Origin of the sequence: Roseobacter insulae (assembly GCF_019375555.1) — a bacterium.
Taxonomy (GTDB): Bacteria; Pseudomonadota; Alphaproteobacteria; order Rhodobacterales; family Rhodobacteraceae; genus Roseobacter; species Roseobacter insulae.
The window spans coordinates 33,549-58,626 of record NZ_JAHXDN010000005.1 but is presented as its reverse complement, the minus strand read 5'-3'; the positions used below and the strand labels follow the sequence as shown (position 1 = coordinate 58,626).

Sequence of the window (25,078 nt, the reverse complement as noted above, 5' to 3'; positions counted from 1 at the left end):
CTTCAGCTAACATTGCTTGAATGATGCGTGAGGCGACCCCACGACACTGTAAAGCTCTTGTGGCAGTCAGCGTTCGTCTCGCTCCAATCGCCATCCGACGGGGTTCTCAACCCATCGACTGATCTCTGACTCCCGCCAACCTGCACCATGCACGCTGATCTTAAGTTGTGCCGGGAATGTACCCTCGGCGATCTTTCGGTAAATGGTGGACCGGGACAGGCCGGTTCGGTCAAGGACGGTGGTCAGGCGGATGATACGGTCCTGATGGGACATGGTTTTTTCTGGCTCCTGCTGATGGGTTCTGAAGTCTGCTGAACCAAACAGAGCAAGGTGTTGCCGCCGCGCAAGGGCGCCCGGCCTATCGTCGCAGCGGGGCGTGCAATGGGCGGCAGATCGGACGGGCCTCAGAGACCGAGACCACGTCCCCTGGTGATGTCGATGCCGTGGCAAAAGGCGAGCTCCGCACCGAGTCGGCGGCCCGATTCCATCCGGATGCCAAGTTCGGTCTTGCGGTTGGCGAGGAGGGATTCCAGCTGCGGATCACGCTGCAGGCTCTTGGCCATCTCGCCCATCTCCGCGCGCGTCGCCCTGTAATCGGACATCGTGCCCGACTGGTAGTGCGTCAGGCTGGTGCGATGAAGCTTTTGCCAGCGCTCCACGAACTGTGCGGCCCTGCGCTCCGGGGCGGTGCGCAGTTGCGTTTCGAGTTGCAGCGCCCGGATGGTCCGATTTACCTGACCCGATCCGGCCTCGCGGGCAAGGGTCGGGCCTTTGGCATAGGCCGCTTCGGCATCGCGCCATCCATCGGGCCGGACCTCCTCGAAGGACGCGCGCGCCTCGGAGAGGTCGCGCAACTGGTCAGGCGTGCCCGAGCTCCCCCTCTCCTGAGCCGTGAAGATCGCATCCACCGCGCGGGCATGGCGCTTGAGGGCTTCGGTCCGGGCTTTTCGTAATGCTGCTTCCGGGTTGACCGCCACGGCTTTTTGCGGCGCATCCGCGCTGGGACAGACATCCGTCCTTGCCTCTTCCCTTCCCGGCCCCTGCGCGACATCCGTGCCAAGCGCGCCGTCTCTGGCAGGGCGCGACCCACCAATCCTATCGCGGAGTCTCTCCGGCACGATCTTGCGCAGGACCTCGATGACACGTTCCCGGAATGTGATTCCGCGCCGTTCTGCATAGGCCTGCACCGGATCGGCCTCCGCATAGTCGATCGCCATATCCTTGGCCCGGTCGCGCGACAGGTTCCGGATCAGGCGATCCTGCGAGGCGAAGTCGTCGCGACCGTAATGCAGGTCCATGCCGTCCCGGTGGCGCGACAGGGCGACATAGCTGCCGTGTGCATCCAATCCCGGCGTTGCCAGCACATGGGTGCGATCCACCGTCATCCCCTGCGCCTTGTGGATGGTCGCGGCATAGCCGTGGTCGAAGCGATTGTAATTCTTGAGATCGAAGACAATGTCATGCCCGTCGTCGGTCCGTACGGACATGGACTGCGCGCTGGCGTCACGGATTGTCCCAAGTGTGCCGTTCTTCACACTCAGGCCGCGGTCATTCTGCAGGAACATCACCCGGTCGCCCTGCGCAAAACGGCGCTCACCGCGCTCCACTTTTACGGAGACGTCCTCGCCCAGATCGCTCGCCGCGCGCGCCCGCGCCAGTTCATTGAGGAGGCGTACCTCGGCATTCGTATGAGTGAGGATGATCCGGCTATGGTCTGGTACTGCCTGACGGTCACGGTCCCAGCTTTCGATCAGATTAGTACGCGCCTCTTTGCGGGTAGCCGCCGCATGCACCATGCCTTGCGTCCGATAGGCTTCGATCGCCGCCCCGGTCTGGCCCGTCGCCAGATCGCGCGTGGCTTCCCGCTGCCAGTCCGCGCGCTGGCGGCGGACCTCTTCAATCCGCGCTCCACCGTGACGCTCATGGAGCGACCGGAACGCGGCCCCTGCTTCGATGGATTGCAGCTGCTGCGGATCGCCGACCAGCACGACCTTGGCTCCGGCCTCTGCTGCATGGGACAGCACCCGTTCCAATTGGCGTGTGCCGACCATGCCTGCTTCGTCGATCACGAGAACATCGCGCGCGGTGAGATGGTTGCGGTCATTTGCCCAGCCGTGTTCCAAGCTGGCGATGGTGCGCGAAGATATCCCTGATCCGTTCTCAAGTCCGTCCGCCGCGATGCCGGAGAGCGCGACGCCCCGGACCTCAAAGCCATCCGCCTCCCAGGCGTCGCGCGCCACGCCCAGCATCGCACTCTTTCCCGTCCCGGCATGGCCGACGACGATACCGAGATCACGCCCATCGGTAATCTGCTTCAAAACGTCTGCTTGCTCCCCCGAGAGGATCAGGCCGCGCTCGGCTGCGCGCGCCAATGCCGCGTCGAGATGATTTTCCCGGACCTCGTGATGCCTTTTCTCAGCCATACGTTCTGCCGCACGGTGCAGGCGCTGTTCGGCTTCGATCATCGCGCGCGTGGTGAAGCGGTCCTCGCTGCGCTCGTCAATCCCGAGCGGCACCAGATCGGGCGCGTTTCGCATCGCACTGCGCACCACGTTGAACTGATCGATCCCATCGCTGTGCCGATGCGCGAACCGTGCCATGTCGCGGTCCGTGAACGTCGATTGCTGATGGGTGATGGCCTCCAATGCGAGAGATGGATTGGCGATGATCCTCGCGCCGTTGTCGCATGCGATCTCGCGGTGCAGCTCGGCCCGGTCGGCAGGACTTCCCTCGTTCGTGATCCGCTGCGCGGGCGAACCAATCTGGCTCTGTGGTTCCAGCGCGATACCTTGGTCTTCCAGACTCCTGTGGTCGATCCGCGCGTCAATGTCGAGCTCCGCCAACCGTTCGTTGGCGAGCTCGGCCCAGCGTTCGCGCCAACGCTCGACCATCCCGGTGCGGTTCCACTCCCGAACCTTTTTGCCAAATCCATCTTTATCGACGGACCGCATCGTCAGCATGACATGGGCATGGGGTTTGGGCAGGCCATCCGCACCCCTGTCCCAATGCACATTGAGATCGGCGATCATGCCTTGATCCACGAACTCCGACTGCACAAAGTCGCGGGCGAGCGCGATGCCTTCTGCCTCATTCATCTCCCGCGGAATCGCGAACTCCACCTCGCGTGCCAATTGCGCGTCTTTCCGAACTTCGACCGCCTCGACCGCGTTCCAAAGGCTCTCGCGGTCCCTCCATTCTTCAGGCGCGTTCTCTGGCAACATGATCTCGGAATGCACGACACCGCGCTTGGCGGTGAAGTCATGGCTCCGTTCGATCCGGTCGTCACGCAACCGCGACGCCGCGCGGTAGGCGGCAGAGGCCACCGCGCTGGAACCAGCCGCGCGCCCGATAACCTTCACGTGGAGATGATAGATTGCCATGATGGGGCAATCATCTACACAAGAACCCCCACGTCGGAACGACGTATAAGCGCGCCCTCCCTCAATAAAATCTCGGGAAGGACCGGCGCGTCCCCATCCGTCCTGGCAACTCTGCTGCCTTCTACAAGACGCCCCGCTATCCTGACGGCATCAACAGGTTATGGAGGCCGGAATGCGTAAACCACGGGATTATGATGCGGAATTGAAAGGACTGGAAGCGAAGGCGAAAGAGCTCAAGACCCGCAAGGTGCAACAGCTTGGCGAGTTGGTGATCGCTACAGGCGCCGATGCGTTCAGCGCCGACGAACTGGCGGGCGCACTGATCGTGCTGGCCGAGACCACGGACACCGGCAAAAGGGAGGCATGGGCAAAACGCGGGGCCGCGTTCTTTCAGCGCCGGTCGCGGCGATCTCAGAAAACGGCTGACCGCAACGCGAAAAGCACTCCGGCGCAACCGAGCGGCACGCAACCGGCATCAGGCGACAAAGGCGCGGCGTGATATGCGCAATTGGCAGGTCGAACGCCGCAAGCGCACACGGCATCTGATCGAACTTGGAGGCCTTCTCGTCAAGTCGCGCGTCGTGGAGCTCACCGGTGACGACCGCGCCCTGATCTACGGCGCACTGCTCTGGATGGCCGACAAACTGCAAAGCGACCAGGGCGATCATGCGCGTGAAGTCTGGGCCGAAAAGGGGAAGAGGGCGTTTGAGGAAGATCAGAAAGGAGACGGACCCTTGGGCCGGTAATGGTCCAGAGGTTGGCGGCCAGCGACGTGTCAGGGGCATTGCCCCGTGCAAAACTTTGCCCAGCGGTCCATCAAAGGCCGCCGCTGATCGAGAAAATCGGTCTGGCGATAGGTCCGGACCACCTTACTGTCGGATAGGTGCGCCAAGACCATTTCTGCCACCTCATGCGGGGCGTCTGTCTCTTCGGCAAGCCATGTCCGCAGACTGGATCTGAAGCCATGCGGACGGGCTTCAAGCCTCCTGCGCTCCATCAGCCGCGCCATCGTCGCATCACTGATGACTCCCTTGCGAACCGACGGAAACAGATACCCATCGCGCTCGTAGGGGCGGGCGAGGTCGATGATCCGTTGCGCTTCCTCGCTGAGAGGAACGCGGAAATCTTCCGCAGCGCCGAGGCGTGCCTTCATGTTCCCGGCGGGTACGATCCAGATATTCCCGTCGATTTCTTCCAGTCGAGTAAATCGCACGGGCCGGGAGCGCAGCCCTGTAAGGATGAGAAGCCGCAGCGCCAGATTTGTAATCGTCGGCTCGTCCAACGAGGCATAGAAGTCTGGAACATCCGCCCATGGCATACTTGGGATCGACGTGACCTGATGCCGCTGCCGACCCAGGAGTTGCTTCGCTTTGGCGACCGCCTGCAGATCAACATCGAGGCCCAGAGCGGCTGCATGGTCCAACACGATCTTGAGGCGATTGGCGGCCTTCGTGGCGGTCGCGGCCTTTGAATGCCAGATCGGCATCAGGGCGTCCCGTATATCGCTTTGGGTGATCTCGGCGACAGGCATGCGCCCAAGTTTGGGCAGCACATGGTGCTCTAGTGGACTGTACCATCGTCCCGCAGCGCCATCCCCCTTAAGATCGGCCTTGCGGCTCTCGAAGGCGTCCATGGCGATGTCCTTGAGGAGATGGAGGTTGCGCATGGCGTCTCGGCGTTGCTTTCGCCGATGTTCAATGGGGTCTTTGCCTTTGGCGACCAAAGTCCGATACTCGGACGCGAGGTCACGGGCGTCCTTCAGGGAGAGCGCCTTCAAGCCTCCAAGACCCATCTCCCGACGACGTCCATAAAGCGTGTAGCGGAAAACCCATTGACCGCCGCCGCCCTCGCGCTTGATCAGGCGCAGGCCATTGCCATCTTCATGCTTGCCGGGTGGCGCGGATTTGATGAAGAGGGCTGTTAGGTTCCCCAAAGCTTTATCCCCCAGATTATCCCCCAATGGATATAGGATTTGCTGCGACGGCGCAAGTTTCCCTGAGATCATTGGATCAGGAAAACACCTTTATTACAGTGGACTATGGTGTTGCGTGGGGCTTGCTGGGACTGGAATGCCATGCCGCCCCCGGGCACCACTTAAATCAAATAGTTTCAAGGATTTGCTGGGTTAATCGCGACGGATTTGCGCGGGTTTGCTTGCTCTAGGTATCATTCGGGTAGCATTTCAGTTGGCGGCTTGCGTCACAGGTTTGGCCAGGTCTTTTCGGACATCACAAGGTTCTCCAATTGGACATCATGCTGGCTGGCGGTTTCGAGGCCGTGCTTGATCGTGCTTAGGACTCATGGAAGCTCAATCCCTTCGGTAGTGTTCAAGCGCAGAAAACCCACAAGGCAAATCTAGACAGCCATTTGTTGACAGAGTCGGCAGTGGGTGGCTGTATGAAGCCGAAAGTCAATGTATGGGGCGAAGAGTGATTTCTATGGCTGAAGAGCAATCCAAACCGATTTCAGCGTCGCCGAAAAAGGCTTCTTTGTTGACATGTTGATAAGGGACATCCCACTTCAACAGGCAGTTCATGACCTCATAGATAACTGTGTCGATGGCGCGAAACGAACTCGAGAGAACGGCGACTTCTCCGATCTGCAGGTTAGAATAGATTTTTCCAAAGATGGATTTACTATTGTCGACAATTGCGGCGGGTTTTTCCGACATACCGCTAGAGAATACGCCTTTCGATTTGGAAGGCCGAAGAAATTCACTTCACCAAACACTCGATTGGTCAATTTGGCGTGGGAATGAAACGAACTGCTTGTCTAACGTCAGCGCCAATGGGACAGATTAGGTCGATTTGATAAGAGAGGGTTTCTGGCACATCGTAACCACCAAGGAGTGGAGATGAGAAAGAAACCCGGAACCAAGCGGAACCACGGTGAGAAGGTCGTCAAAGACATCCGCCGAGCCACGCGCAAGCAGTATTCAGCGGAAGAGAAGATCAGGATCGTGCTGGACGGCCTGAAGGGCGAGGACAATGAGACCTTGTCCGCCATTGGTCCGAGGACAATGGTCGAATGCCGAGCTGTGTCGGCGGGAGGGCATCGCTCAGAGCCTGTATTACAGCTGGTCGAAGGAGTTCCTCGAAGCCGGGAAGAAGCGCCTTGCCGGGGACACGGCCCGTGAGGCGACGTCCAATGAGGTCAAAAGTCTTCGCCGTGAGTCACGGGACCTGAAGGAGGTCGTGGCCGAGCAGGCCCTGGAACTACGCCTTCTCAAAAAAAGCATGCTCGGGGATGGGGGCGACGACGAATGAGGTATCCAGCATCTGAGAAGCTGGAGATCATCCGCCTCGTCGAGGGGTCTCACCAGCCGACCAAGCGCACTTTGGACAAGCTGGGCATTCCCAGGACCACCTTCTATCGCTGGTATGACCGATATCTGTCCGATGGCCTCGAGGCGCTTGAGGATCGTAGTCCCAAGCCTTCACGGGTCTGGAACCGCATTCCCGAGCCGGTTCGAGAGAAGATCAAGGACCTGGCCCTGAAGGAAAGCGATTTGTCGCCGCGCGAGTTGGCTGTACGCTTCACAGACACGGAAAAGTACTTTGTGTCAGAGGCTTCGGTCTATCGCATCCTCAAATCCTATGATCTGATCACCAGCCCCGCCTATGTGGTTCTGTCAGCCGCAGACGAGTTCCACGACAAGACCACTCGGCCGAACCAACTCTGGCAGACCGACTTCACTTACCTGAAGGTCATCGGCTGGGGCTGGTTCTATCTGTCGACGATCCTGGATGATTACAGCCGCTACATCATCAGCTGGAAGCTCTGCACCACAATGAAGGCCGGTGACGTGACCGACACGCTGGACTTGGCTCTGCAGGCTTCAGGCTGTGATCAGGCGACGGTTCTGCACAAGCCACGGCTGCTCAGCGATAACGGATCAAGCTACATCTCGGGCGAACTGGCCGATTGGCTGGAAGATCGGCAGATTGATCATGTCCGAGGTGCCCCGTATCACCCGCAAACTCAGGGGAAGATCCCTCTCATTGATTGCTGCGCAATCAACTGCCGGGCAGTGGAACGTTGGCACAAGACCTTGAAGAACGTGCGTCGGGGAAACGCCCCACTGGGGCCTTTCCTGATCCTCCTTACCCTGCTGGAAAACGACTACCTGCCCGGCGAGCTCAGCCGACAGATCGACGCCTTCGTCGATCATGACAACCACCGGCGCTACCACGAGAGCCTGCAGAACCTCACCCCAGCCGATGTCTACTTCGGACGGAGCGAAACCATTCTGAAACAACGTCCCTCTCATTGATTGCTGCGCAATCAACTGCCGGTCAATGGAAAGGATCAAACGGAAGACCATCGAAACGCGACGCTGGCTTCACCGCAAAGCCGCCGCATAATCACATGAACCAGATGAGCCAGACCCTCACTTAGCTCAGGTCGCCATCTGTCCCAAAATCCCTGACGACGGACAGGCTTGGCGTGTAGCTTGATGAACTTGGGGAATATCTCGCCCAACGTCGGGGCCGATGCCTCTGAAATCTCCGGGGCATTCTCGAACTCGCCCAACTCGACATCGCGCGCTATTTCCATCGCGTTGCGTCTGGCGTTAGCTAGGGAGACCACAGGGTAAGGGCCGGTTTTGATGCGCCTGCGCGAGCCATTCGGGCGGACTAACGTGTAGAAAACCTTGGCACCTGTGGTCGATACACGCACATGCAGGCCGTTTACCTTTTGGACACGCACCTCGTACCTTTTTGTTGTCGCCGGGAGCATCGCGTCGAGTGATTTGGTGGTCAGCATTTGTTTCATACAGATATCGTAAGATACCCAGAATCCGCGTGTCAGGGTACAACTTGAAAGGGCGCATTGGCAGGAAACCCCCTGAACGGGCCTGCGCGAATTCAGTCGAAACGCATCTCACGGAATGTGAGTGATAATCGCCGGGATCGGAGTTGCTTCTCGCCTTTCACCATATCACTTTTACGCGCAGGAATGGCATGAGTCCAAACATGACGCGCTTCACCGGAGAGAATGAGCAAGCTACCCGGCTCAAGGACCAAGTCAGTTTGTTGACTGACTTTGATATTCTCCAGACGCATCACGCAAGGCGACATTAGGCTCAAAGACGCGATCACAGCACCAAAACAGGGCCTGCAATCCACATGCGCCGATATGCCCTGACCCGGCATGTATTCGTTCACTATGACCTGATCTGGGACGGAGCCGAAATTACCAGCATAAGCTAGTCGCTCTGCCAAGCCTCGCAAAAACGGGGGAAGCCGACCGATATAGTCTTCTTCGCTGGCCTGCCTTGCCTTGTAGTCGTAGCGATAGCCGTAGTGCTGCACGCGCCGTTTCAGATCGCTGCGCCAAGCTTGCGCATCAATATTGTGCACCAGATAATCGGCTTCTCCGGCTGAAATGAAATCGGGCAAGTATTCTAAGCCCGGGGGCAGATCAGGTTGAAAAACCGATAGTTGCGAAAGCTGTGTGCTCATTTATCGCTGACTCCTCATCAGCCGTGTTCTGATGAGAATAGGCCGGATAGTCTTTGGGATTGAAAGTATAGATGTCTGGAGCTTCAAAGCCAGCCTTCTTGGCTGCGTCATCCATCTTGAACGCGCCTTCGCAGAAAGGGTTATCCACTGTTGAGATGACGACAAGGCCACCGGATTTCAGGTGGGCGCGGCTGCTTTTCAGAAAGCGTGTCACAAGAACATGATTGGGATTTTGACCGTAGAGCGCCTCGCGTGATGTGACATTTGGAAACTGGAAGATGATGGTGCGAAACCGACGCTGCCCGATTGGCTTTGACAAACACGTTGCATCGACCCCAGTTTTGACCTGCGCGCCAAGTTTCAGCAACTTCGCAGCATTGTCATATGCCGTGTTGCCCAGATCAACCTCATTCTCGTAGGCAGTGGCGAGAAGACATGATGGGGTCACACCTTTCAGGCGCGCCAAGGCCAACGCAAAGCTGATGTCCCCTTCGCCAACAATCAATGCGCTACCAAGGCGAGCGCGGGCAGCAAAATCAAACTTTTGCGTGACATTGTTGAGTTTCTTCTGTTCAAAGATCGGCGCATTACGGCCCACGGCCTGCTGAACCGCATCATGCAGCGAAGCCCCTCGAAATTCATGCGTCACGAACCACAGCCGAAGTGAAGATCAGGATTGTGCTGGGCGGCCTCAACGGCGAGGACGGCATTGCCGCGCTGTGCCGCCGAGAGGGGATTGCTCAGAGCCCTTATTACAGTTGGTCGAAGGAAGTTCCTCGAAGCTGGGAAGACAGGTCTGACGGGATATACCGCCCCGTGCGGCTGCAACCAGCGGGGTCAAGGATCTGTGTCGCGAGGCTCAAGAGATCAAAGGCGGTCTTATGTGTATCCAAATTCACTGGCGCCCCTCCCGGGTAATTGGAACCGTAACGTGCTTTCGGCGGCATGATCTCGCAAAAATCGATCATGCCGCCGCACTGCTTGGCTGGTTTCACAGGTAGTGACCTAAAACACAATCACTCCGCAGCTGTGGCGACCGGTCCAGCCCAGGAATTGGCAACGAAAGCCGGATCTAGCTCAGTTTCTGCAACATGGTTGGTATAGTTCGATAGCGTTTTCAGCGCAGTGCCCAAAATAACCTCCAGCACAGTTTGGCGCGCGTAACCTGCGTCCAGAAGCGCGGCGATCTGAGCATCGCTTGGCCAGCCGCGGCTTTCGTTGATCACGACGGCGAACTGGCGCAAGGCTTCTAGCTTTCTGTCTGCGATTGGTGTGCCATTGCGCAACGCCTCGATGACATCTTCAGAAACGCCACCCATCTGGGAAAGGGTCGTGTGGGCTGCCATGCAGTATTCGCAGCCGTTCAGCCGATTGTTCGTCATCAAGATGATCTGCCGCTCGGTTTCCGAAAGATCTGTTTTGGCGAATATATTGGACAAAGCAGTGTAGCCTTCGAGGATGGTCGGAGCCTCCGCCATTGTAGCATATAGATTTGGAACAAAGCCCAGTGCTTTTTGCGAACCTTGCAGGATTGGCTTTGCGGCCGCGGGTGCGCCGTCAATTGTATGTAGTGTAAAGTCAGTCATGTCTGTGTCCTGTAGTTGGGAGCTGCCATGCATCGCATTGTCGGGACAGGAGGCAGCAAACCTATGATTGAGATGAGGTGAATGCGACGGCTTAGACCGGCGTCCTCGCCGCCGCGAAGGAACGTGTTTGGTTTCAGAGAGCACCAACAGAGCTGTTCATGATCTCCGGCCATTTTGCGTTGGCGCCCGCGATAACCGCCTGGGGGTCTTCGCGGTATTTCTCTAGGATCGCGGCGTTGACGAAGAGGTAGAGCTTCCCCTCGACGATGTCCGCGTATCGTACGTCTCCGTCGAGTTTTTTGCCGACATAGACGCCAAAGGCGCAGAATCCGCCGAACTGGGGCAGGTACTTCTGCGGATCGACCTCAAACGTTTGTTGTGCTTCAACTGAAGCAAAATAGTAGTCCACACCGTCATGGGTCGACGTGTAGACAGCATCACCCTGTGACGGGGCATTGCTGTCGAACATCGAAATCGGGTCAACGCCGTGCATGCCCAATGGATTGCCATTCAGTGTCAAACCGTTTCCAACGTTGTATTCGTCGGCAGCGAAGGCAGCCGTGGAAATGGCGACCGCAACAGATAATGCTTGAAAAAACAGGGAGGGTTTCATGAGATAAGTCTTTCTTTTTTGGTGGGTTGGGGAGAAATATTTGAGCGATTTGCTTAGGCGGAATTGCTGATGCGCTTGACCGCATCATCCGTCCACCAAACGCCGTTTGCGACCATGCGGAAGTTGATGATCGCCGCGAGGTAGCCATCGCCTTCGGGTACTTTGGCACCTGCGGTCGCATCTCGAACGACCGCCACTTCGTATCCGAGTTCCAACATCTCGTAGAGATGAGCCTGGGTGCAGAGGTTGGCGGACATTCCCGCGAGGATCACCTTGTCGATACCGCGTTTGCGCAGCTGCAGGTTCAAATCGTTCTGGGCTGGGCTGTAAACTTTATGGGGCGAGCAAACGATGGTTTCGCCATCTTCGATATATTTTTTATATTGTGGCATCCAGTCCGCGCCTGACCCTTCGAAATTGTCGAGATTGAGCGGTCCAAGCCGGTCGAACATGCCGATGGCATGCATCGTCTTTTCCAGCGTGCCTTCGAATTGCCACTTGTGATCGTGCGGATAGTAGTAGTGCGGTGAGATAAACACCGGCATGCCAGCGGCTTTGGCGGCGATGAACAGGCGTTCAATGTTGTCCACTGTACCTTGTTCGGTCACGCTTTCGCCGACAACACCCCATGTGACGCCATCTTCAGACAGAAAGTCGATCTGGGGATCTGTAACCACCAAGGCCGTGCGGCCAGGCGAGATGTCCATGTCCACCTGTGGCAAACCGGGGTTTTCCGGATCGGCGTAGGCAGCCTTCGCTTCGTCGGTGGCCGCTTGCAGAGAGGTTCCCGCTACTGTTGCGGCGCCAGCCGCACCGGCAGCGGCAACGCCAGCCAGTACACGGCGGCGCGCAAGATCGACGCTTTCTTCGGTATGTCCACATTCGCAAGTGTGATCGTGGTTATGATGTTGTGTCATTTTCAGTCTCCTTTGGTCTCAATTGAACGACGCAGAATATGCGCCAGGGGGCAGGGCCGCGGATTTGCCAAAGCCTGACCGTTCGCGGCCATTTTGGCCGCGTTACCAGTGAGTTGGTTCCGCTTTCCTTTTGAGGTCGACGATCTCTCGGAAGCGCCGAAATCTCTTGTCCTCTTAAAGGCCGAGTTCGCTCAGCCCTCTTTGGTCACTTGCTCGGGTGTTTCCCGCCCTGTGAAACAACAGTTCATTTTCAGGGATTGGCAGGTCGTGGATTGAGGCGATGCGCCGCGGAATAAGCCCATTATTGTTGAACTCCCAATTTTCATTCCCGTAAGGTCGCAACCACTGGTTGCTGTCGCTACGCCACCCATACGCACAGCGCATCGCGATCCTGCTGCCTGCAAAGGCCCAGAAGTCCTTGATCAGACGGTACTCAAGAGCGCGAGCCCACTTTTCCTTCAAAAATTGGACGATGGCCTCGCGTCCCTGAACAATGTTGGCCCGGTTTCTCCAGACGCTTTCGGGCGAATTGGCGGGAGAAACTTTTCCGGAGTTTTTTGCACGCCAGGCGTCTTCGCCCTTACGGACTTTTTCTGCAGTTTTTTTTCTGGGAACGGTGAAAGTGGCGGTCTTTGCATGGTGTATCCATCAGATGAGCCGTGAGCGCCCGGCTCCGTTTGGAAGGCGGAAACCGGAGCTGGGCGCTGCAATGACAACACTATGAGAGCAAATGGAGGGCGATGCGCATAATCCGTGTCCACGCCGTGCGCAGGGGAGGTCGCTGGCAGTGAATTGGTATGTGGCATCCGGGGGTGCTCCTTTTGGTATTGCTGGGTTAACCGATCTGTTAACTTTCTACAAAATGTACCGATCTGTTAACCTTGTCAATAATCTGGCTGTCAAAAATATCTGAAACCGAAAACGCGGAATCGTTATCCATTGTTTTTCAATTAGTTAGTGAAGCGTAAAAAGACCTAATGTAGCTATCTGGGTGAACCGATCGGTAAATATAGCCGCGAATCATGTGACAAACCAAACGCGATGAATTGGTAAAAATCGCTGGAAGTCTTCTATTGGAACGGCTTCCACAACATAGCTATGGACATCCTCGCCGTTCTTAGACTTCGCGGGTGAAGAAGGACGGGTAATCGGCGCCCGCCAGCCACTGACTGAGGGTCACGACGTGTTCCAGCTATACGTCACTTGCCGCGACCGTAAAGCGGATGCTCCTGCTCCATCACCATCGAAAGCGCCACAGTGCAGTTGTCATCGACGTCTATCTACATCATGGCGAATGATCGGTTTGATGGTGATCCCCTGCATTTTTCGAAGGGGCCCTTCAAAAAAGCAGGCGTGAAAGGAATCTCTCAGCTTCATGTGAGTTTGCAAATTTGAATACTTTTGCTGTTGCGGGCTGGGGCCTTCATGCAGGGAAACGGGGATTCTAAAGGTATCTTATTGTTAAGGTTTTGCTGCTAGCGGTCTGTGTCGATCATGATGTAACCAGATTATCGGAGCTGCCAAGTGTCCATCTCAAGACTAATTTTTTCTAGCATGGGCGCCTTAGTCGCTATCATCATTATGGTAGGAGGCTTCGCATCATTTGAGACGAGGGGGCTGGCCCTAACCTTCACTGAATACCGCGCGGTGGCCAGCGGCGGCGTCATGGCGGGCAAAATGATGGAAGACCTTGATCTGGCTCGAACCGCAGCGCTCCACTATCGGTTTGACCAAAATGAAGAGCATGTGGCCAAGGTTTCTGAGAACCTGGCCAAAATCACGGCCATTGAAAAAGAGATGTTTGAGTTGCTGGAGGGCTTTCCTGAACAGGAGGGCCTTGAAGATATCCCCCCGTTGCTGGCTGAATACGAGGCTTCGATGCTGCGGGCAGTGACGCTTCAAAATGAAACTGTCGCTTTGGTCGAGAATATCGTCGCCATCGGTTCTAAGGCGCGAGAGCAACTGTCTGAAATTATGGAATCCGCGCTACGCGACAATGATCCTCTGGCAAGTTCAGTTGCTGGCCTGGCGATGCGAGATCTACTGCTAAGCCGCCTGCATCTGGAGCATTTTCTGGTGACGAATGATCCCGTCGACACAGCGAAGTCGCATGAGAAGATTGAAATTGCCCGAGGCGACATGGTGAAGCTGCTGTCCGAGTTGCAGGACCCGCACAGACTGGAGCTGGCCGAAGCCACGCTTGCTGACATGGACCGTTTTGACAATGCTCTTGAGGAAGTGACCAGCGTCATACTTGCTCAAAACGAACAATACAGCAAGATGGACGAACTTGGCCCTGCGGCTCTGATGTTGATCCACAATGCCGTAGAAGCGATATCGCACCACCAAAAGCAACTCGGTGACACCGGTTTGAAAATCGCAAAACAGTCATTTGTTATTGTGATTGCAATGGTTGTCGTCGGTGTTGTGGTTGGCGGGCTGCTAGCCTTTTTCAGCTCAAGAAGTATCTCCACCCGCCTCTTCACCATCACCAAAGGCATGACGGAACTGGCCGATGGTAACCTCGATGTCGAGATCGAGAAGAGCGAGGACAAACATGAGATTGGCATGATGACCAATGCCATGGTTGTTTTCCTCGAAAACGCTCGCAAGGCACGCGACGTGAACATGGAAGTCAAGGAGAAAGAAAAAGCCGAGCGCGAGCGCGAGAAAGCCGAGCGGGCGCGTGAAGCTGAGCTTGAAAAAGAGAAACGCGCAGCAGAAGAGCAGGAACGCGAGGCGGAACGCGCGCGGATGCAGAGACTGCAGAATTTCCAGAACGACATGGAACGTGTGCTGGGCGAGGCCGCCGACGGCAACTTCTCCAGCCGCATGTCAAAGGATCTTGATGATCAGGGGCTTGTCGGGCTGGCAGAGGTGATCAACCAGTTGCTGGAGCAGACCGAGACCAACATCGATGACATCGTCAGAAGCATCGGGGAGTTGTCACAAGGCAACCTCGGCATCCGGATCGACGGGGATCGCAAGGGCGCATTCCTCAGGATGAAGGATGACTTCAACATGGCCCTGACGGCGCTTTCGGCGACGATGGCGGACATCATGGAAAGCGGGCAGAGCGTGTCTGGAAACGCGTCTCATCTTGAGAAATCGTCCAATGACATGGCCAAGCGTGCAGAAGATCAGGCGGCAGCGGTGGAAGAAACCTCTGCTGCGGTCGAACAGATCACTGCAAGCATTCGCCAGGTTGTCGAAAACGCGAAATCTGCCAATGACGCGACGAAGAAAGTGCGTGAAAGCGCAGATAAGGCTCGCGAGGTGTCCAACGAAACCGGGGAATCGATCAACGCGATGACCGAAGCGTCGGAGCAGATCAATCGCGTCGTCAAAGTGATCGAAGATATCGCCTTCCAGATTAACCTGCTGGCCCTGAATGCAGGCGTCGAAGCGGCCCGTGCCGGCGAAGCCGGACGCGGATTCTCCGTGGTGGCCTCCGAAGTCCGGGCGCTGGCGCAACGTTCGCAAGAAGCAGTACAGGAAATCAGTCAGGTCATCGACCAGAACAATCACAGCGTTGAAGTTGGGGTCGAGAAGGTGGCCCAGTCGCGCAAGGCTCTGGAAAGCATCATTTCTGAAGTTGAGGTTGCTTCTGGCCAAATCTCTGAGATTGCTCTGGCGGTAGAACAACAGTCCTTGGGTATCGAGGAGGTTAATACCGCCGTAAGTTCCATTGACAAATCAGCGCAGACGAATGCGGCCTCCCTAGAAGAGATGAATGCAGCCAGTGTGTCGATGAGCGGCGAGGCCACCACGCTGGCGAAAGCCTTGCAGCAGTTCCACGGTGTATCGAAAGGGAGCCCGTCGGCGGACAGCCTCCAGGCTGAAGTATTCGTAGACGAACCACGTGTACCAACCCAGCATTCGCAAAAGGTCGCTGCTGTAGCAGGTGGTCAGCCCGTCTTGGACGACGATTGGGAAGAATTCTGATCAGACCAGGTGCGTGGGGTTTGTCTGTACGCCCCGTACAGGCCAATATATGAGAGGTCCGCCCATGTCGGATGTAGACGCAAGCCAGAAACCAACGATCATCGAGTTGCTCTCCTTTAGAGTGGGAGGTCAGGATTATGCAATCGATGTTGCTTCAACCCGGGAAATCCGAGGCTGGACAACACCGTCGGAATTACCCGATACCCCTGCGCATATTCTCGGCGTGATCAACTTGCGTGGGGATGTTCTACCATTGCTGGATCTGGCAGCCCGGCTTGGATTGAAGACGCCGGAGGTCAACGAAAGAAGTGTCATCATAGTGACCGAAGTAGACAATAGAACAGTTGGATTATTGGTTGATGCCGTGTCCGACATAATCGCGCCGTCACAAGAAGAGATGCAGCAACCACCAGAAGCGGCCAAAGGCAATGATGATCCATGTGTGCGGGCTTTGACGATCATCGGAGAGAAGATGATACGTGTGCTGGAGCTGTCATCCGTTATGCCTTCGACGGTCGCAACGCCCGAAAGACTGGTCAGCGCCTGAGCGGATTTGACCGGTGGTTCGTGAAAGCCTGTCTTCGCTCAGACAGCCGTTTTCTACCTGACTTGTATTATTGCAGCATGCATGAATAGCTGTTCTATCTGCGATACCCATATCGACCAAATTGCCGGGTCGGTTCGATCATGTCAGACACCAGGATTTCGTCATCAGCACGGCCCACCGAGACTTTGCGCTGCGTCGAACGATGCCTTGGAACCCGGCGAGCCCGCTCCGCTGAGACAGTCAGGTCAATTCGAACTCGACCAATGCAGACGCGACGTCCGGCGGCGCTCAGACGTTTCCCTTCGCAGCTTCCGCCAGGATCAGCTTGTCATGCGTCAGATCGGAGACTGCCTTGCGCACGCGTTCTCTCATTCAGCAGGCGCTTCAGTTCTTTGATTTGATCTGTGCCCGCTCCACCGTGATTCTTCCTGAAATGGTAACAGGTTTGCTCCGTCACACCGATCTGCCGGGTCACATCAAGACGTGGCATACCTTGCCCGGTCAGAACCTCACCTTATCGTAGATTTGTGCGGCCGGAGTGATACCCAGAAAGGAGAAAATATGTCAGTGTCCTAAACGCATCGGCAGAGCATTACTGAATTGCCAAGAGTAAGAAAATTATATTATAAAATAACAAATGAATCGCGTTATTTACTAGGGGGCGCTTAATGCGTAAGCAGGCGGCAACACGACAATCAGATGTTTTGAAAGTGCTGAAAAAGCACGACAAACCCATGACTGCTTATGCCATTTTGGACAAAATGAAACTTGCCGAACCTGCTCTTGCAGCGCCGACGATCTACCGCACTCTCGCTGCGCTGACGGAACAGGGTCGGGCTCACAAGTTGGAATCCTTGAAGGCATTTGTACCGTGCCGCTGTGATCACGCGGCATCGGTTCCTGTGCTCGCCGTCTGCGAGGAATGCGGCACCGTCGAGGAACACGATGGCTCGCCGCTCTTGCCGAAACTCAAAGCCCTTTCTGCGCAATCGGCATTTCAGGCCACGCGCCACATCGTCGAAATTCACGGTCGCTGCCAAGCCTGCGCGACATAAAACTTCCAGACCTCCAAATAGGATCAAAGCCATGACCAGACTCGCCCCTGCCGCTTTTTTCATTGTCACTGCAAGTGCTGTTGCCGCCGAAGAACCCCGTCAGTTGGACGCTCATGAACACGGTGTGGGCCAGCTGGACATCGCCATTGACGGCAGCCAGATCGCGATGGAACTGCACGCGCCCGGGGCGGATATCGTCGGATTCGAATACGCTGCCGAAAGCGCTGAAGATCGCGCGAAGGTGGATGCGGCGGTGGCAACCCTGGCCCGGCCTCTTGATCTGTTTGCCCTGCCTGCTGTCGCTGGGTGCAGCGTTGTGCAGGCAAGCGCGTCCTTGGAGAGTGAAGAGGCGCATGATGATCATGGACATGAAGATCATGCAGAGCACGAGGACGACGGTCATGAAGGCGAAGAACACGCTGCACACGAAGACGAAGACCACGACCATGCAGACGACGTAGCAGCTGCGAGCCATACGGAGTTTCATGCTGAGTATCTGTTGAACTGCGCTGACCCGGCGCAGGCCAACCTGATCACCTTTGCCTATTTTGACGCATTCCCAAACGCGCTGGAACTGGAGGTGCAGGTGATTTCTGACCAGGGTGCTGCTGCCTTCGAGGTCCAGCGTGCTGCACCGACGCTCGATCTGCGCGACATGTTCTGAGCCCTGATCCGGAGATGGGTTCAATTGCTCCGATACTCTCCCTGAAGGATGTCCGATATCAATGGCCGGGCCGGGCGTCTTTTGGGCTTGAAGTTCCCGACTTCTCGGTCGCTCCGGCGGAGCGTGTCTTGCTTCTGGGCGAAAGTGGCTCTGGCAAGTCAACTCTCCTGTCTTTGATCTGCGGCACGATCACGGTGAAGTCCGGGGTCATCACAGTTGCTGGCACAGACATCGCGTCTCTTTCAGCGGGCCAACGGGACAGGTTTCGCGCGGAACAGATCGGCTTGATCTTTCAGCAATTCAACTTGCTGCCTTATGCGAGCGTGTTGGACAATATCATACTCCCCTTACGCTTTACCCGCCTGCGCCGCGCGCGCGTTCCTGCGCCGCGGGAAACAGCTAAAGCCCTCTGCATGAACTTGGGGTTGCCCAAAAATGCAGTTTCGGCACAGGCCGGAACCCTCAGCGTCGGACAACAGCAGCGCGTCGCGGCTGCCCGCGCCCTGATTGGTGCGCCGCCGCTCATCATAGCTGACGAGCCGACGTCAGCACTGGATGCGGCGACACAGGCCACATTCCTCTCTCTTCTGTTCGCGCAGGCTGACGAGGCTGGCAGTACGCTTCTGATGGTAAGCCATGATGCGCGTCTGGCAGAGCATTTCGACCGGGTCATTCAAATGTCGGATGTCAGTGAACCCGCACGGCTCACCGCATGATACTACGCCTTGCCCTTGGGTCCCTGATGGCGCGCGCTTTGACCGTTGGCATGACCATCCTTGCCATTGCTCTTTCGGTCGCGTTGTTCCTGGGTGTGGAAAAGGTCCGCACCGGTGCGAAAGCCAGCTTTGCGGATACGATCTCTGGCACTGATTTAATTGTCGGGGCCCGCTCGGGCTCGGTACAGTTACTGCTCTATTCGGTATTCCGCATTGGTAACGCGACAAACAATCTGACTTGGGAAAGCTATCAGGACATTGCTTCCCGTCCAGAGGTGGACTGGATCGTGCCCATCTCACTTGGCGACAGCCATCGACAGTTCCGGGTCATGGGAACATCCAAGGCGTTCTTTGAGCGCTATAAATACCGCGCCGGCAAATCGCTTGTCGTAAATCAGGGCGCTATTATGGATGACCTTTTCGATACAGTCATCGGTGCGGACGTGGCGGCGACGCTGAATTATGATGTCGGAGACCCTATCGTCGTAGCTCATGGTCTTGCGTCCTTTGTCGAGCATGAAGATCAACCTTTTCGCGTGTCAGGCATACTGGAAAAGACCGGCACTCCCGTTGACCGCACCGTCATCGTAAGCTTGCAGGCGATCGAGGCAATACATGTGGATTGGCGGAGTGGTGCCAGGATTCCAGGTCAATCGACACCCGCTGACGTAATCCGCCAGATGGAGCTTGAGCCGAAGGCCGTTACGGCGGCACTCGTGGGCGTCAAAAGCCGCCTTCAGGTGTTTGGCCTGCAGCGCGCGATCAACGAATACCCATCTGAGCCGTTGCTGGCGATCCTGCCCGGTGTTGCCTTGCAGGAGCTTTGGCAGATCGTTGGGATCGCGGAGACGGCTTTGGTCGCCGTATCGGGCATGGTTGTAGTTACCGCGCTCATCGGCATGATGGCGACGATCTTTTCCAGCCTGAACGAACGCCGCCGCGAAATGGCGATCTTCCGCGCGATGGGCGCCCGACCCCGTGTGATCCTCAGCCTTCTCGTGCTTGAAGCTGCCCTGATGGCCGCCATCGGTGCGGTTATTGGACTGGTTCTGCTCTATGCGGGGCTTGTCGTGGCACAGCCGCTTGTGGACGCCGCCTTTGGCCTTTGGCTCCCGATCGAGGCACCGTCGCTTCGAGAGCTTTGGGTCCTGTCAGGCGTTGTGGCAGCTGGCGCGATTGTGAGCATGTTGCCCGCGTTCCGAGCCTACCGCATGTCGCTCGCTGATGGTATGATGATACGAATTTAGCAGAGGGGTTTGACACAATGACACTGTCCCGCCGCCATCTCATTGCCGCTGCTGCGGCTTGCGCCGCCCTACCGCGCGCCGGCTTTGCCACGACACCTCGGGTGATCGGTTGGGATGACCTCATCCCTCCCGGTGTGCCTTATGCCGAAATCATTGGTCAGGGTGAAATTGACGCGATAAATGACACATGGCTGCCCGAGTTCGACGAGAACGCAACCAAGCTGAACAAGGACCTGCACGGTGCCTACATCAAGATGCCCGGCTACGTGCTGCCTATCGACATGTCGACGGCCGGCGTGACCAGCTTTATCATGGTGCCTTACGTCGGGGCCTGTATCCACACGCCGCCGCCTCCCGCAAACCAGCTTGTCTTCGTGGACAGCAAGAAGCCGTGGCCAAGTGACCAACTCTGGGATCCGGTTTGGGTTACGGGCCGGATGCGGCACGAACTGCAATCCACAACGATTGCAGACATCGGTTACGGGCTCACCGCCGATCTCATCGAGGCCTACGAATGGTAGCAAATCACCTGGACCGGCGGACAATGCTGGCAGCACTCGTCGCGTTCGCGGCCGCGTCAGACAGTGCGTTCGCAGAGGATTTCATTGATCTGGAGTGGACCGATCTGGTGCCGGAAGGCCAACCGGCGATCCCCCCGGTCATTCAGGGCCTGATACAACACGACGGTCCAAGCCTTTCCAGTCAACAACCGCCATCACAGGGCGTGCGCACGGATTGGAATGGCCAGATCGTGCGGTTGCCGGGATTTATCGTCCCGGTTGACTATTCCGGCACTGGTGTCACTGCCTTCATACTGGTGCCGTTCGTGGGTGCATGCGTACATGTGCCGCCGCCGCCTGCAAACCAGCTGGTCTTTGTCACCACCGCAGTGCCTTACGAAAGCTCCGGCCTTTTCGAGCCGGTGAACGTCATAGGCATGTTTGGTACTGCTTCGACATCCACACAGTTGGCTGACATCGCCTATGCTCTGTCGGCAGATCGTATAGTGCCTTTCTGATCAGTCTGACGGCTCTCCCGCCGGTGTCTTCGGCGAAAGCCACACGCCACGCGATGCGACTTGCGGTGGCTTCAACGAACATGCCACAAACATGCGCTTCCTCCGCCATTCTGACCTAGCGAGACCAGGTGTTTTTTTGCATCGCAAGCGACTGTCTGCTCGCGGCGATTTATCGTTCCTGACCCTGCCTTAGCCGAATTTTGCGGCGCCGATACCGCCGATGATGTAACATAGGTTATACTTCAGGCACTCTGTCTGTGAACATTGAGGGAACACGTCAGGTGCAGGGCGGAATAGCGACAGATCTGAAGCCGGCAATGTCCGCAAGCCCGCTTGTTCGTAAACTTGGTGCGCTTTGCCTGCTCTCCGAGGAGGAGATTGAGTTTCTTGAAGGGCTGCAGAACAACACCCTGAATGCGGACCGAGGTCGCGACTTCATTGTGGAAGGCAAAGACCTGAGGACGACGTTTATCGTGATCGAAGGCTGGGCGATACGGTACAGCGTGCTGTCGAATGGTCGCCGCCAGATCCTCAGCTATGCGCTACCCGGTGACATTCTGGGGTTGCATGTGAATTTCCGGGCGACAGCGACGTATAGTGCATCGGCACTGACACCCCTGAAGCTTTCCGTCGTCGATCCCCGTCGCGTCATAGAGATTTCCCAAAAGTTCCCCATCATTGCTGCAGGGTTGAGTTGGTGTACGGCGCGCGAGTTCGCAATTCTTGGTGATCAAGCGGTAAGGCTGGGTAGGTTGTCGGCGCGGCAGAGGCTCGCTCATCTCTTCCTTGAACTCTGGCATCGGTTTGCCTTGATCGGGGACAATAACGGAGACTGGCTCGAGATACCCATGACCCAACAGGACCTGGCGGATACGCTTGGGATGAGCCTTGTGCATACCAACCGCTCGTTGAAATCCCTTCGCGATATCGATCTCATCTCGGTTGAGAAGGACCATGTGCGTCTGAACAATGTCAAAGCTCTGATTGAAATGTCTGAATTCAATCCCGAGCATCTGAGCGAATTCGAAATCTGACGTGAAGGTCTCTCTCGCCGCCTCCGCAGGCTGGGACACTTGGCCGTTGCCACGGCCATAAGCGCTGCGGCCCCCGTATTCTCATACATGGATGTCGTTGGGAGCCAATGGCACATGCAACCGAGGCGGCCCTTCCGTAAGGGCGCGGTACTTTTACCTTGAATACATCTGCAAGACATCCATATAACATCCATGCAGATGGAGGGACTATATATGGAAAATATCACACAGCTCCGCGACAGGCGACCGGAGAACGAAAAGATCACGATTAACCTGGGCTTTGTCGACCTCGGCCGCATCGACCTGCTCGTTCAGGAGGGCTTTTACTCCAACCGAAGTGATCTTATCCGCACCGCGATTCGCAATCAGCTGGAAAGCCACGGTGAGGTCGTCAGCAAATCGCTGGAGCGGCACACCATGGAATTGGGGCTGCGGGACTATACCGTCGCTGACCTCGAAGCGCTGCGGGACGCGGATGAGATGCTCCACGTCAAAGTCGTCGGACTGGCGCGGATCGATGCGGACGTCACGCCCGAGCTGGCTCTTCAAACCATTGGGTCAATCACCGTGCTCGGTGCCCTACAGGCCACCGCAGAGATCAAGAAGGCTCTTGGCGACCGTATCAAGTAGGCCGCATTAGATTTAACAAAGGAAGCACCATGAAACTCTTCAACGTCGGCGCGACGCGCCCGGCGACCGATGCCCCACGGCTGTCGGCTGCCAATGATCTCGTGCAGCGCACGCTTGCGCAACACGGCCTTACACCGTCGTCCGGTCAGGGCACACAGACAGATTTTCCGAACCTCTCATCACTTAACGAATTGCTGACGAGGGTCCCCGGTCCGCGCATCCAGACAGGAAAGCCGGAACTCAAAATTCCCGAAGGCGCGATTTTTAAGGATGATACCTTCACCGGTTCGTCAGGCAGCCGCCGCTTTCGTACCTACATCCCGGCCACCGCCTCGGGAGGTGTCAGCGGCGTGGTGATGATGTTGCACGGCTGCACCCAGACGCCTGAGGATTTTGCAGCCGGAACCGGCATGAACGCTCTCGCCGAAAGGCATGGGTTTGTCGTCGTCTACCCTGCCCAGTCGCGTGGTGAAAATGCGCAATCCTGCTGGAACTGGTTCAGTCGCGGCGATCAACGTCGCGGTCGAGGCGAGCCTGCGATTCTGGCTGAATTGGCGCAGCAGGTCTGTGCCGAACATGATGTTCGTCGCGACGATACCTTCGTCGCAGGCCTCTCGGCAGGCGCGGCTATGGCGGTGATCCTAGGGGAAGCCTATCCGGATGTCTTCGCCGCTGTTGGCGCACATTCCGGATTGCCGCTTGGGTCGGCAAAGGACGTGCCATCTGCCTTTGCGGCGATGGCAGGCAGCGCGTTGGAAGGTCCCGTCCCGGACCCCGGCGATGAGCGGGTGCGGACGATCCTGTTTCACGGGACCGCCGACAGCACAGTTCATCCGTCGAACGGTGATGCGATCGCGCGGCGGGCTCGCTTAATGCATGTTCCTCAGAGCATCGAAACGACCTCGTCGGGCAAGGCGGCAGGCCGCACTTACTGCCGCGAAATCTCAAGTGACGCGCGCGGCACAGTCGTGGTCGAACACTGGAGTATCGAGGGGCAGGGTCATGCATGGTCGGGAGGCCATCCGGGTGGATCCTACACCGATCCCAACGGGCCAAATGCCAGCGCGAAGATGATCCACTTTTTCTTCCAAACTCAGATCAAGGACATCTGAAATGACACCTATGAGACTGACCTTCGACGCGGTGGATGAAGCTGTTCCTGGCCCGAAATGGGCGGCGCGCTGGGCGCGGTCCTGGCCTGCATATGAAGAATGGTTCATCGAACGCGGTGGCGATGCCGGGCCGTCACGCACTGCCTGCCGCGCGGCATTGAAAGGCCACATGCCTGAACTTATCGGCACCTATGACAGGCTGGTGGCACTTTCGGGCGGGTCTGATCGCGCCGCGCGCTTCCTCTCCACCTGGTGCCCGCCGCCCTATCTTGGCGGCTGTTCGCTCGCTGCGGTTTCAGATGGGGATGATGTGCGGCTGGCGCGCAACTACGACCTGGCGCCGGACCTGAACGAGGGGCTGTTGCTGCGCACGGAATGGACGGGTCGTGCGGTAATGGGCATGGTTGAATTCCTCTGGGGGGTGTCGGATGGGATCAACGATGCGGGTCTCAGCGTCGCGCTGGCCTATGGCGGCAGGTCCGACATCGCCAAGGGGTTCGGCATAACAACGATCCTGCGCTACGTGCTGGAGACCTGCGAGGACGTGGAAGCAGCCCTGTCAACACTGCGGCGCCTGCCATCCCACATGGCCTACAATGTGGTTCTTGCCGATGCGACAGGCCGAACCGCAAGCGTGGAACTGGCCCCGGGCGGTGGGCTAACGGTCATGCCTGAGGCGATTGCGACAAATCACCAAAGCACGGGCAAAGTCGCCGATCGGCCCGTCTTTACTCAGACCGTCGAGCGGCATGCATATCTGCAAACCTTACGGGCCACCCCGCTCCGTCTTGGACGTCACTTTCGCAAGGCACCGTTGCGTCAAGATCGGTTTGCCCAGGGCTTTGGCACGCTGTTCACGGCGGAATATGATCCGAAGGCACGGTCTCTTAAACTCTCGATGGATGGCAAGGAATGGGATCAGACGATAGACGCTTTTGAGGAGGGGCGCCATGTTGCTGACTATTCGAGTGCTCATAGCGAGGGAGGGTCGGCGAACCGCGTGGTAGCCATTGACGCGACAGTGTGGTCGCAGGCGGCGATGATCGACTGGAGGCAGATGGCGCTTGATTACGCGGCGGGCCGCGGTCGGGAGGTGAGCGCGTACCTGTCATCGGCCTCGTCGGCATCCCGAACCGTTGCGTAAGACGA

General features: G+C 57.3%; 25 protein-coding genes and 3 pseudogenes. 16 read left to right on the top strand and 12 right to left on the bottom strand.

The annotated features are described in order from the left end of the window. Nucleotides 1–66: 66 nt before the first annotated feature. Together KX928_RS17360 and traA are read right to left on the bottom strand one after the other, a co-directional pair. Complete coding sequence (locus KX928_RS17360; protein WP_219505235.1) at nt 67–273, bottom strand: helix-turn-helix transcriptional regulator; 207 nt, start codon at nt 271–273, stop codon at nt 67–69. Between the two features lie 131 nt (nt 274–404). Next, a complete protein-coding gene (gene traA / locus KX928_RS17355) occupies nt 405–3,380 on the bottom strand; it encodes a Ti-type conjugative transfer relaxase TraA (RefSeq protein ID WP_219505232.1) in 2,976 nt (991 codons plus the stop codon). Between the two features lie 172 nt (nt 3,381–3,552). On the opposite strand from traA, the gene KX928_RS17350 reads away from it, so the two are divergent. After that, nucleotides 3,553–3,879: a conjugal transfer protein TraD gene (locus KX928_RS17350; protein ID WP_219505231.1), complete on the top strand. Its 327-nt coding sequence runs from the start codon at nt 3,553–3,555 to the stop codon at nt 3,877–3,879. 1 nt (nt 3,880) lies between these two features. Beyond that, nucleotides 3,881–4,126: a conjugal transfer protein TraD gene (locus KX928_RS17345; RefSeq protein ID WP_219505228.1), complete on the top strand. Its 246-nt coding sequence runs from the start codon at nt 3,881–3,883 to the stop codon at nt 4,124–4,126. A gap of 29 nt (nt 4,127–4,155) precedes the next feature. Here the strand turns inward: KX928_RS17345 and KX928_RS17340 are convergent, their stop codons facing one another. Both KX928_RS17340 and KX928_RS24100 read right to left on the bottom strand, forming a co-directional pair. Further along, nucleotides 4,156–5,313: a tyrosine-type recombinase/integrase gene (locus KX928_RS17340; RefSeq protein WP_257883909.1), complete on the bottom strand. Its 1,158-nt coding sequence runs from the start codon at nt 5,311–5,313 to the stop codon at nt 4,156–4,158. A 477-nt stretch (nt 5,314–5,790) separates the two neighbouring features. Further along, nucleotides 5,791–6,051 carry a hypothetical protein gene (locus KX928_RS24100; protein ID WP_257883908.1) on the bottom strand — a complete coding sequence of 87 codons (261 nt, stop codon included), beginning with the start codon at nt 6,049–6,051 and terminating at the stop codon, nt 5,791–5,793. 183 nt (nt 6,052–6,234) lie between these two features. Between KX928_RS24100 and KX928_RS17330 the strand changes: the two are divergent. Next, a pseudogene (locus tag KX928_RS17330) lies at nt 6,235–7,744 on the top strand (IS3 family transposase). On the opposite strand, the gene KX928_RS17325 reads toward KX928_RS17330, so the two are convergent. The 3 genes from KX928_RS17325 to KX928_RS17315 all read right to left on the bottom strand — a co-directional run bounded on the left by KX928_RS17325 (nt 7,689) and on the right by KX928_RS17315 (nt 9,494). Further along, on the bottom strand, nt 7,689–8,156 hold the full coding sequence (locus tag KX928_RS17325; RefSeq protein WP_257883907.1) for an Arm DNA-binding domain-containing protein: 468 nt from the start codon (nt 8,154–8,156) through the stop codon (nt 7,689–7,691). The pseudogene KX928_RS17330 and the gene KX928_RS17325 sit on opposite strands and share 56 nt — an antisense overlap. Before the next feature lie 92 nt (nt 8,157–8,248). Then, nucleotides 8,249–8,845 (bottom strand): alpha-ketoglutarate-dependent dioxygenase AlkB, encoded by a 597-nt coding sequence (locus KX928_RS17320; protein ID WP_219505222.1) that lies wholly within the window; start codon nt 8,843–8,845, stop codon nt 8,249–8,251. Beyond that, entirely contained in the window at nt 8,805–9,494 is a 690-nt protein-coding gene (locus KX928_RS17315; protein ID WP_219505220.1) for a Rossmann-like fold-containing protein, read from the bottom strand. Before KX928_RS17315 ends, KX928_RS17320 begins: the two co-directional genes overlap by 41 nt. On the opposite strand from KX928_RS17315, the pseudogene KX928_RS17310 reads away from it, so the two are divergent. Continuing rightward, nucleotides 9,482–9,717, top strand: a pseudogene (locus KX928_RS17310) (transposase); the annotation flags it as partial. The gene KX928_RS17315 and the pseudogene KX928_RS17310 sit on opposite strands and share 13 nt — an antisense overlap. Before the next feature lie 144 nt (nt 9,718–9,861). On the opposite strand, the gene KX928_RS17305 reads toward KX928_RS17310, so the two are convergent. From KX928_RS17305 to KX928_RS17290, 4 genes are all read right to left on the bottom strand, one after another. Continuing rightward, entirely contained in the window at nt 9,862–10,431 is a 570-nt protein-coding gene (locus KX928_RS17305) for a carboxymuconolactone decarboxylase family protein (RefSeq protein WP_219505218.1), read from the bottom strand. A 133-nt stretch (nt 10,432–10,564) separates the two neighbouring features. Next, nucleotides 10,565–11,044: a YHS domain-containing (seleno)protein gene (locus KX928_RS17300; protein ID WP_219505217.1), complete on the bottom strand. Its 480-nt coding sequence runs from the start codon at nt 11,042–11,044 to the stop codon at nt 10,565–10,567. 53 nt (nt 11,045–11,097) lie between these two features. Next, the gene (locus KX928_RS17295; protein ID WP_219505216.1) at nt 11,098–11,961 is read right to left on the bottom strand and encodes a cysteine hydrolase family protein; all 864 of its coding nucleotides are present in this window, start codon (nt 11,959–11,961) and stop codon (nt 11,098–11,100) included. A 174-nt stretch (nt 11,962–12,135) separates the two neighbouring features. Beyond that, nucleotides 12,136–12,606: a DUF1348 family protein gene (locus tag KX928_RS17290; RefSeq protein WP_308342391.1), complete on the bottom strand. Its 471-nt coding sequence runs from the start codon at nt 12,604–12,606 to the stop codon at nt 12,136–12,138. A 909-nt stretch (nt 12,607–13,515) separates the two neighbouring features. On the opposite strand from KX928_RS17290, the gene KX928_RS17285 reads away from it, so the two are divergent. Continuing rightward, complete coding sequence (locus KX928_RS17285; RefSeq protein ID WP_257883906.1) at nt 13,516–15,906, top strand: methyl-accepting chemotaxis protein; 2,391 nt, start codon at nt 13,516–13,518, stop codon at nt 15,904–15,906. A gap of 64 nt (nt 15,907–15,970) precedes the next feature. After that, complete coding sequence (locus KX928_RS17280) at nt 15,971–16,453, top strand: chemotaxis protein CheW (RefSeq protein ID WP_219505214.1); 483 nt, start codon at nt 15,971–15,973, stop codon at nt 16,451–16,453. 97 nt (nt 16,454–16,550) lie between these two features. Here KX928_RS17280 and KX928_RS24095 read toward each other — a convergent pair. Further along, nucleotides 16,551–16,958: pseudogene (locus KX928_RS24095) on the bottom strand (transposase family protein); the annotation flags it as partial. A gap of 163 nt (nt 16,959–17,121) precedes the next feature. Here KX928_RS24095 and KX928_RS17275 point away from each other — a divergent pair. The 10 genes from KX928_RS17275 to KX928_RS17230 all read left to right on the top strand — a co-directional run bounded on the left by KX928_RS17275 (nt 17,122) and on the right by KX928_RS17230 (nt 25,073). Beyond that, nucleotides 17,122–17,508: a Fur family transcriptional regulator gene (locus tag KX928_RS17275; RefSeq protein WP_219505213.1), complete on the top strand. Its 387-nt coding sequence runs from the start codon at nt 17,122–17,124 to the stop codon at nt 17,506–17,508. A 31-nt stretch (nt 17,509–17,539) separates the two neighbouring features. Further along, nucleotides 17,540–18,172, top strand: a complete 633-nt coding sequence (zrgA, locus tag KX928_RS17270) for a zinc uptake protein ZrgA (protein WP_219505212.1) — start codon at nt 17,540–17,542, stop codon at nt 18,170–18,172. A 14-nt stretch (nt 18,173–18,186) separates the two neighbouring features. Beyond that, nucleotides 18,187–18,888 carry an ABC transporter ATP-binding protein gene (locus KX928_RS17265; protein ID WP_219505211.1) on the top strand — a complete coding sequence of 234 codons (702 nt, stop codon included), beginning with the start codon at nt 18,187–18,189 and terminating at the stop codon, nt 18,886–18,888. After that, nucleotides 18,885–20,135 carry an ABC transporter permease gene (locus tag KX928_RS17260; protein ID WP_219505208.1) on the top strand — a complete coding sequence of 417 codons (1,251 nt, stop codon included), beginning with the start codon at nt 18,885–18,887 and terminating at the stop codon, nt 20,133–20,135. The genes KX928_RS17265 and KX928_RS17260 overlap by 4 nt, the downstream gene beginning before the upstream one ends. 17 nt (nt 20,136–20,152) lie before the next feature. After that, the gene (locus KX928_RS17255; protein WP_219505207.1) at nt 20,153–20,656 is read left to right on the top strand and encodes a DUF3299 domain-containing protein; all 504 of its coding nucleotides are present in this window, start codon (nt 20,153–20,155) and stop codon (nt 20,654–20,656) included. Next, on the top strand, nt 20,650–21,153 hold the full coding sequence (locus KX928_RS17250) for a DUF3299 domain-containing protein (protein ID WP_219505205.1): 504 nt from the start codon (nt 20,650–20,652) through the stop codon (nt 21,151–21,153). Before KX928_RS17255 ends, KX928_RS17250 begins: the two co-directional genes overlap by 7 nt. 317 nt (nt 21,154–21,470) lie before the next feature. Continuing rightward, nucleotides 21,471–22,187, top strand: a complete 717-nt coding sequence (locus tag KX928_RS17245) for a Crp/Fnr family transcriptional regulator (protein ID WP_219505203.1) — start codon at nt 21,471–21,473, stop codon at nt 22,185–22,187. Nucleotides 22,188–22,400: 213 nt separating this feature from the next. Then, the gene (locus KX928_RS17240; RefSeq protein WP_219505202.1) at nt 22,401–22,817 is read left to right on the top strand and encodes a ribbon-helix-helix domain-containing protein; all 417 of its coding nucleotides are present in this window, start codon (nt 22,401–22,403) and stop codon (nt 22,815–22,817) included. Between the two features lie 29 nt (nt 22,818–22,846). Then, complete coding sequence (locus KX928_RS17235) at nt 22,847–23,929, top strand: extracellular catalytic domain type 1 short-chain-length polyhydroxyalkanoate depolymerase (protein WP_219505199.1); 1,083 nt, start codon at nt 22,847–22,849, stop codon at nt 23,927–23,929. 1 nt (nt 23,930) lies between these two features. Beyond that, the gene (locus KX928_RS17230) at nt 23,931–25,073 is read left to right on the top strand and encodes a C45 family autoproteolytic acyltransferase/hydrolase (RefSeq protein WP_219505197.1); all 1,143 of its coding nucleotides are present in this window, start codon (nt 23,931–23,933) and stop codon (nt 25,071–25,073) included. Nucleotides 25,074–25,078: the final 5 nt, after the last annotated feature.

What these genes read in the sequence shown, in the direction of transcription:
- KX928_RS17300 (WP_219505217.1), bottom strand. Translation starts at nt 11,044, where the DNA reads ATGAAACCCTCCCTGTTTTTTCAAGCATTATCTGTTGCGGTCGCCATT.
- KX928_RS17260 (WP_219505208.1), top strand. Translation starts at nt 18,885, where the DNA reads ATGATACTACGCCTTGCCCTTGGGTCCCTGATGGCGCGCGCTTTGACC.
- KX928_RS17265 (WP_219505211.1), top strand. Translation starts at nt 18,187, where the DNA reads ATGGGTTCAATTGCTCCGATACTCTCCCTGAAGGATGTCCGATATCAA.
- KX928_RS17325 (WP_257883907.1), bottom strand. Translation starts at nt 8,156, where the DNA reads ATGAAACAAATGCTGACCACCAAATCACTCGACGCGATGCTCCCGGCG.
- KX928_RS17285 (WP_257883906.1), top strand. Translation starts at nt 13,516, where the DNA reads ATGGGCGCCTTAGTCGCTATCATCATTATGGTAGGAGGCTTCGCATCA.
- KX928_RS17230 (WP_219505197.1), top strand. Translation starts at nt 23,931, where the DNA reads ATGACACCTATGAGACTGACCTTCGACGCGGTGGATGAAGCTGTTCCT.
- KX928_RS17245 (WP_219505203.1), top strand. Translation starts at nt 21,471, where the DNA reads ATGTCCGCAAGCCCGCTTGTTCGTAAACTTGGTGCGCTTTGCCTGCTC.
- KX928_RS17305 (WP_219505218.1), bottom strand. Translation starts at nt 10,431, where the DNA reads ATGACTGACTTTACACTACATACAATTGACGGCGCACCCGCGGCCGCA.
- KX928_RS17275 (WP_219505213.1), top strand. Translation starts at nt 17,122, where the DNA reads ATGCGTAAGCAGGCGGCAACACGACAATCAGATGTTTTGAAAGTGCTG.
- KX928_RS17360 (WP_219505235.1), bottom strand. Translation starts at nt 273, where the DNA reads ATGTCCCATCAGGACCGTATCATCCGCCTGACCACCGTCCTTGACCGA.
- KX928_RS17250 (WP_219505205.1), top strand. Translation starts at nt 20,650, where the DNA reads ATGGTAGCAAATCACCTGGACCGGCGGACAATGCTGGCAGCACTCGTC.
- KX928_RS17235 (WP_219505199.1), top strand. Translation starts at nt 22,847, where the DNA reads ATGAAACTCTTCAACGTCGGCGCGACGCGCCCGGCGACCGATGCCCCA.
- KX928_RS17350 (WP_219505231.1), top strand. Translation starts at nt 3,553, where the DNA reads ATGCGTAAACCACGGGATTATGATGCGGAATTGAAAGGACTGGAAGCG.
- KX928_RS17280 (WP_219505214.1), top strand. Translation starts at nt 15,971, where the DNA reads ATGTCGGATGTAGACGCAAGCCAGAAACCAACGATCATCGAGTTGCTC.
- KX928_RS17240 (WP_219505202.1), top strand. Translation starts at nt 22,401, where the DNA reads ATGGAAAATATCACACAGCTCCGCGACAGGCGACCGGAGAACGAAAAG.
- KX928_RS17295 (WP_219505216.1), bottom strand. Translation starts at nt 11,961, where the DNA reads ATGACACAACATCATAACCACGATCACACTTGCGAATGTGGACATACC.
- KX928_RS17345 (WP_219505228.1), top strand. Translation starts at nt 3,881, where the DNA reads ATGCGCAATTGGCAGGTCGAACGCCGCAAGCGCACACGGCATCTGATC.
- KX928_RS17255 (WP_219505207.1), top strand. Translation starts at nt 20,153, where the DNA reads ATGACACTGTCCCGCCGCCATCTCATTGCCGCTGCTGCGGCTTGCGCC.
- zrgA (WP_219505212.1), top strand. Translation starts at nt 17,540, where the DNA reads ATGACCAGACTCGCCCCTGCCGCTTTTTTCATTGTCACTGCAAGTGCT.
- traA (WP_219505232.1), bottom strand. Translation starts at nt 3,380, where the DNA reads ATGGCAATCTATCATCTCCACGTGAAGGTTATCGGGCGCGCGGCTGGT.
- KX928_RS17320 (WP_219505222.1), bottom strand. Translation starts at nt 8,845, where the DNA reads ATGAGCACACAGCTTTCGCAACTATCGGTTTTTCAACCTGATCTGCCC.
- KX928_RS24100 (WP_257883908.1), bottom strand. Translation starts at nt 6,051, where the DNA reads ATGTCGGAAAAACCCGCCGCAATTGTCGACAATAGTAAATCCATCTTT.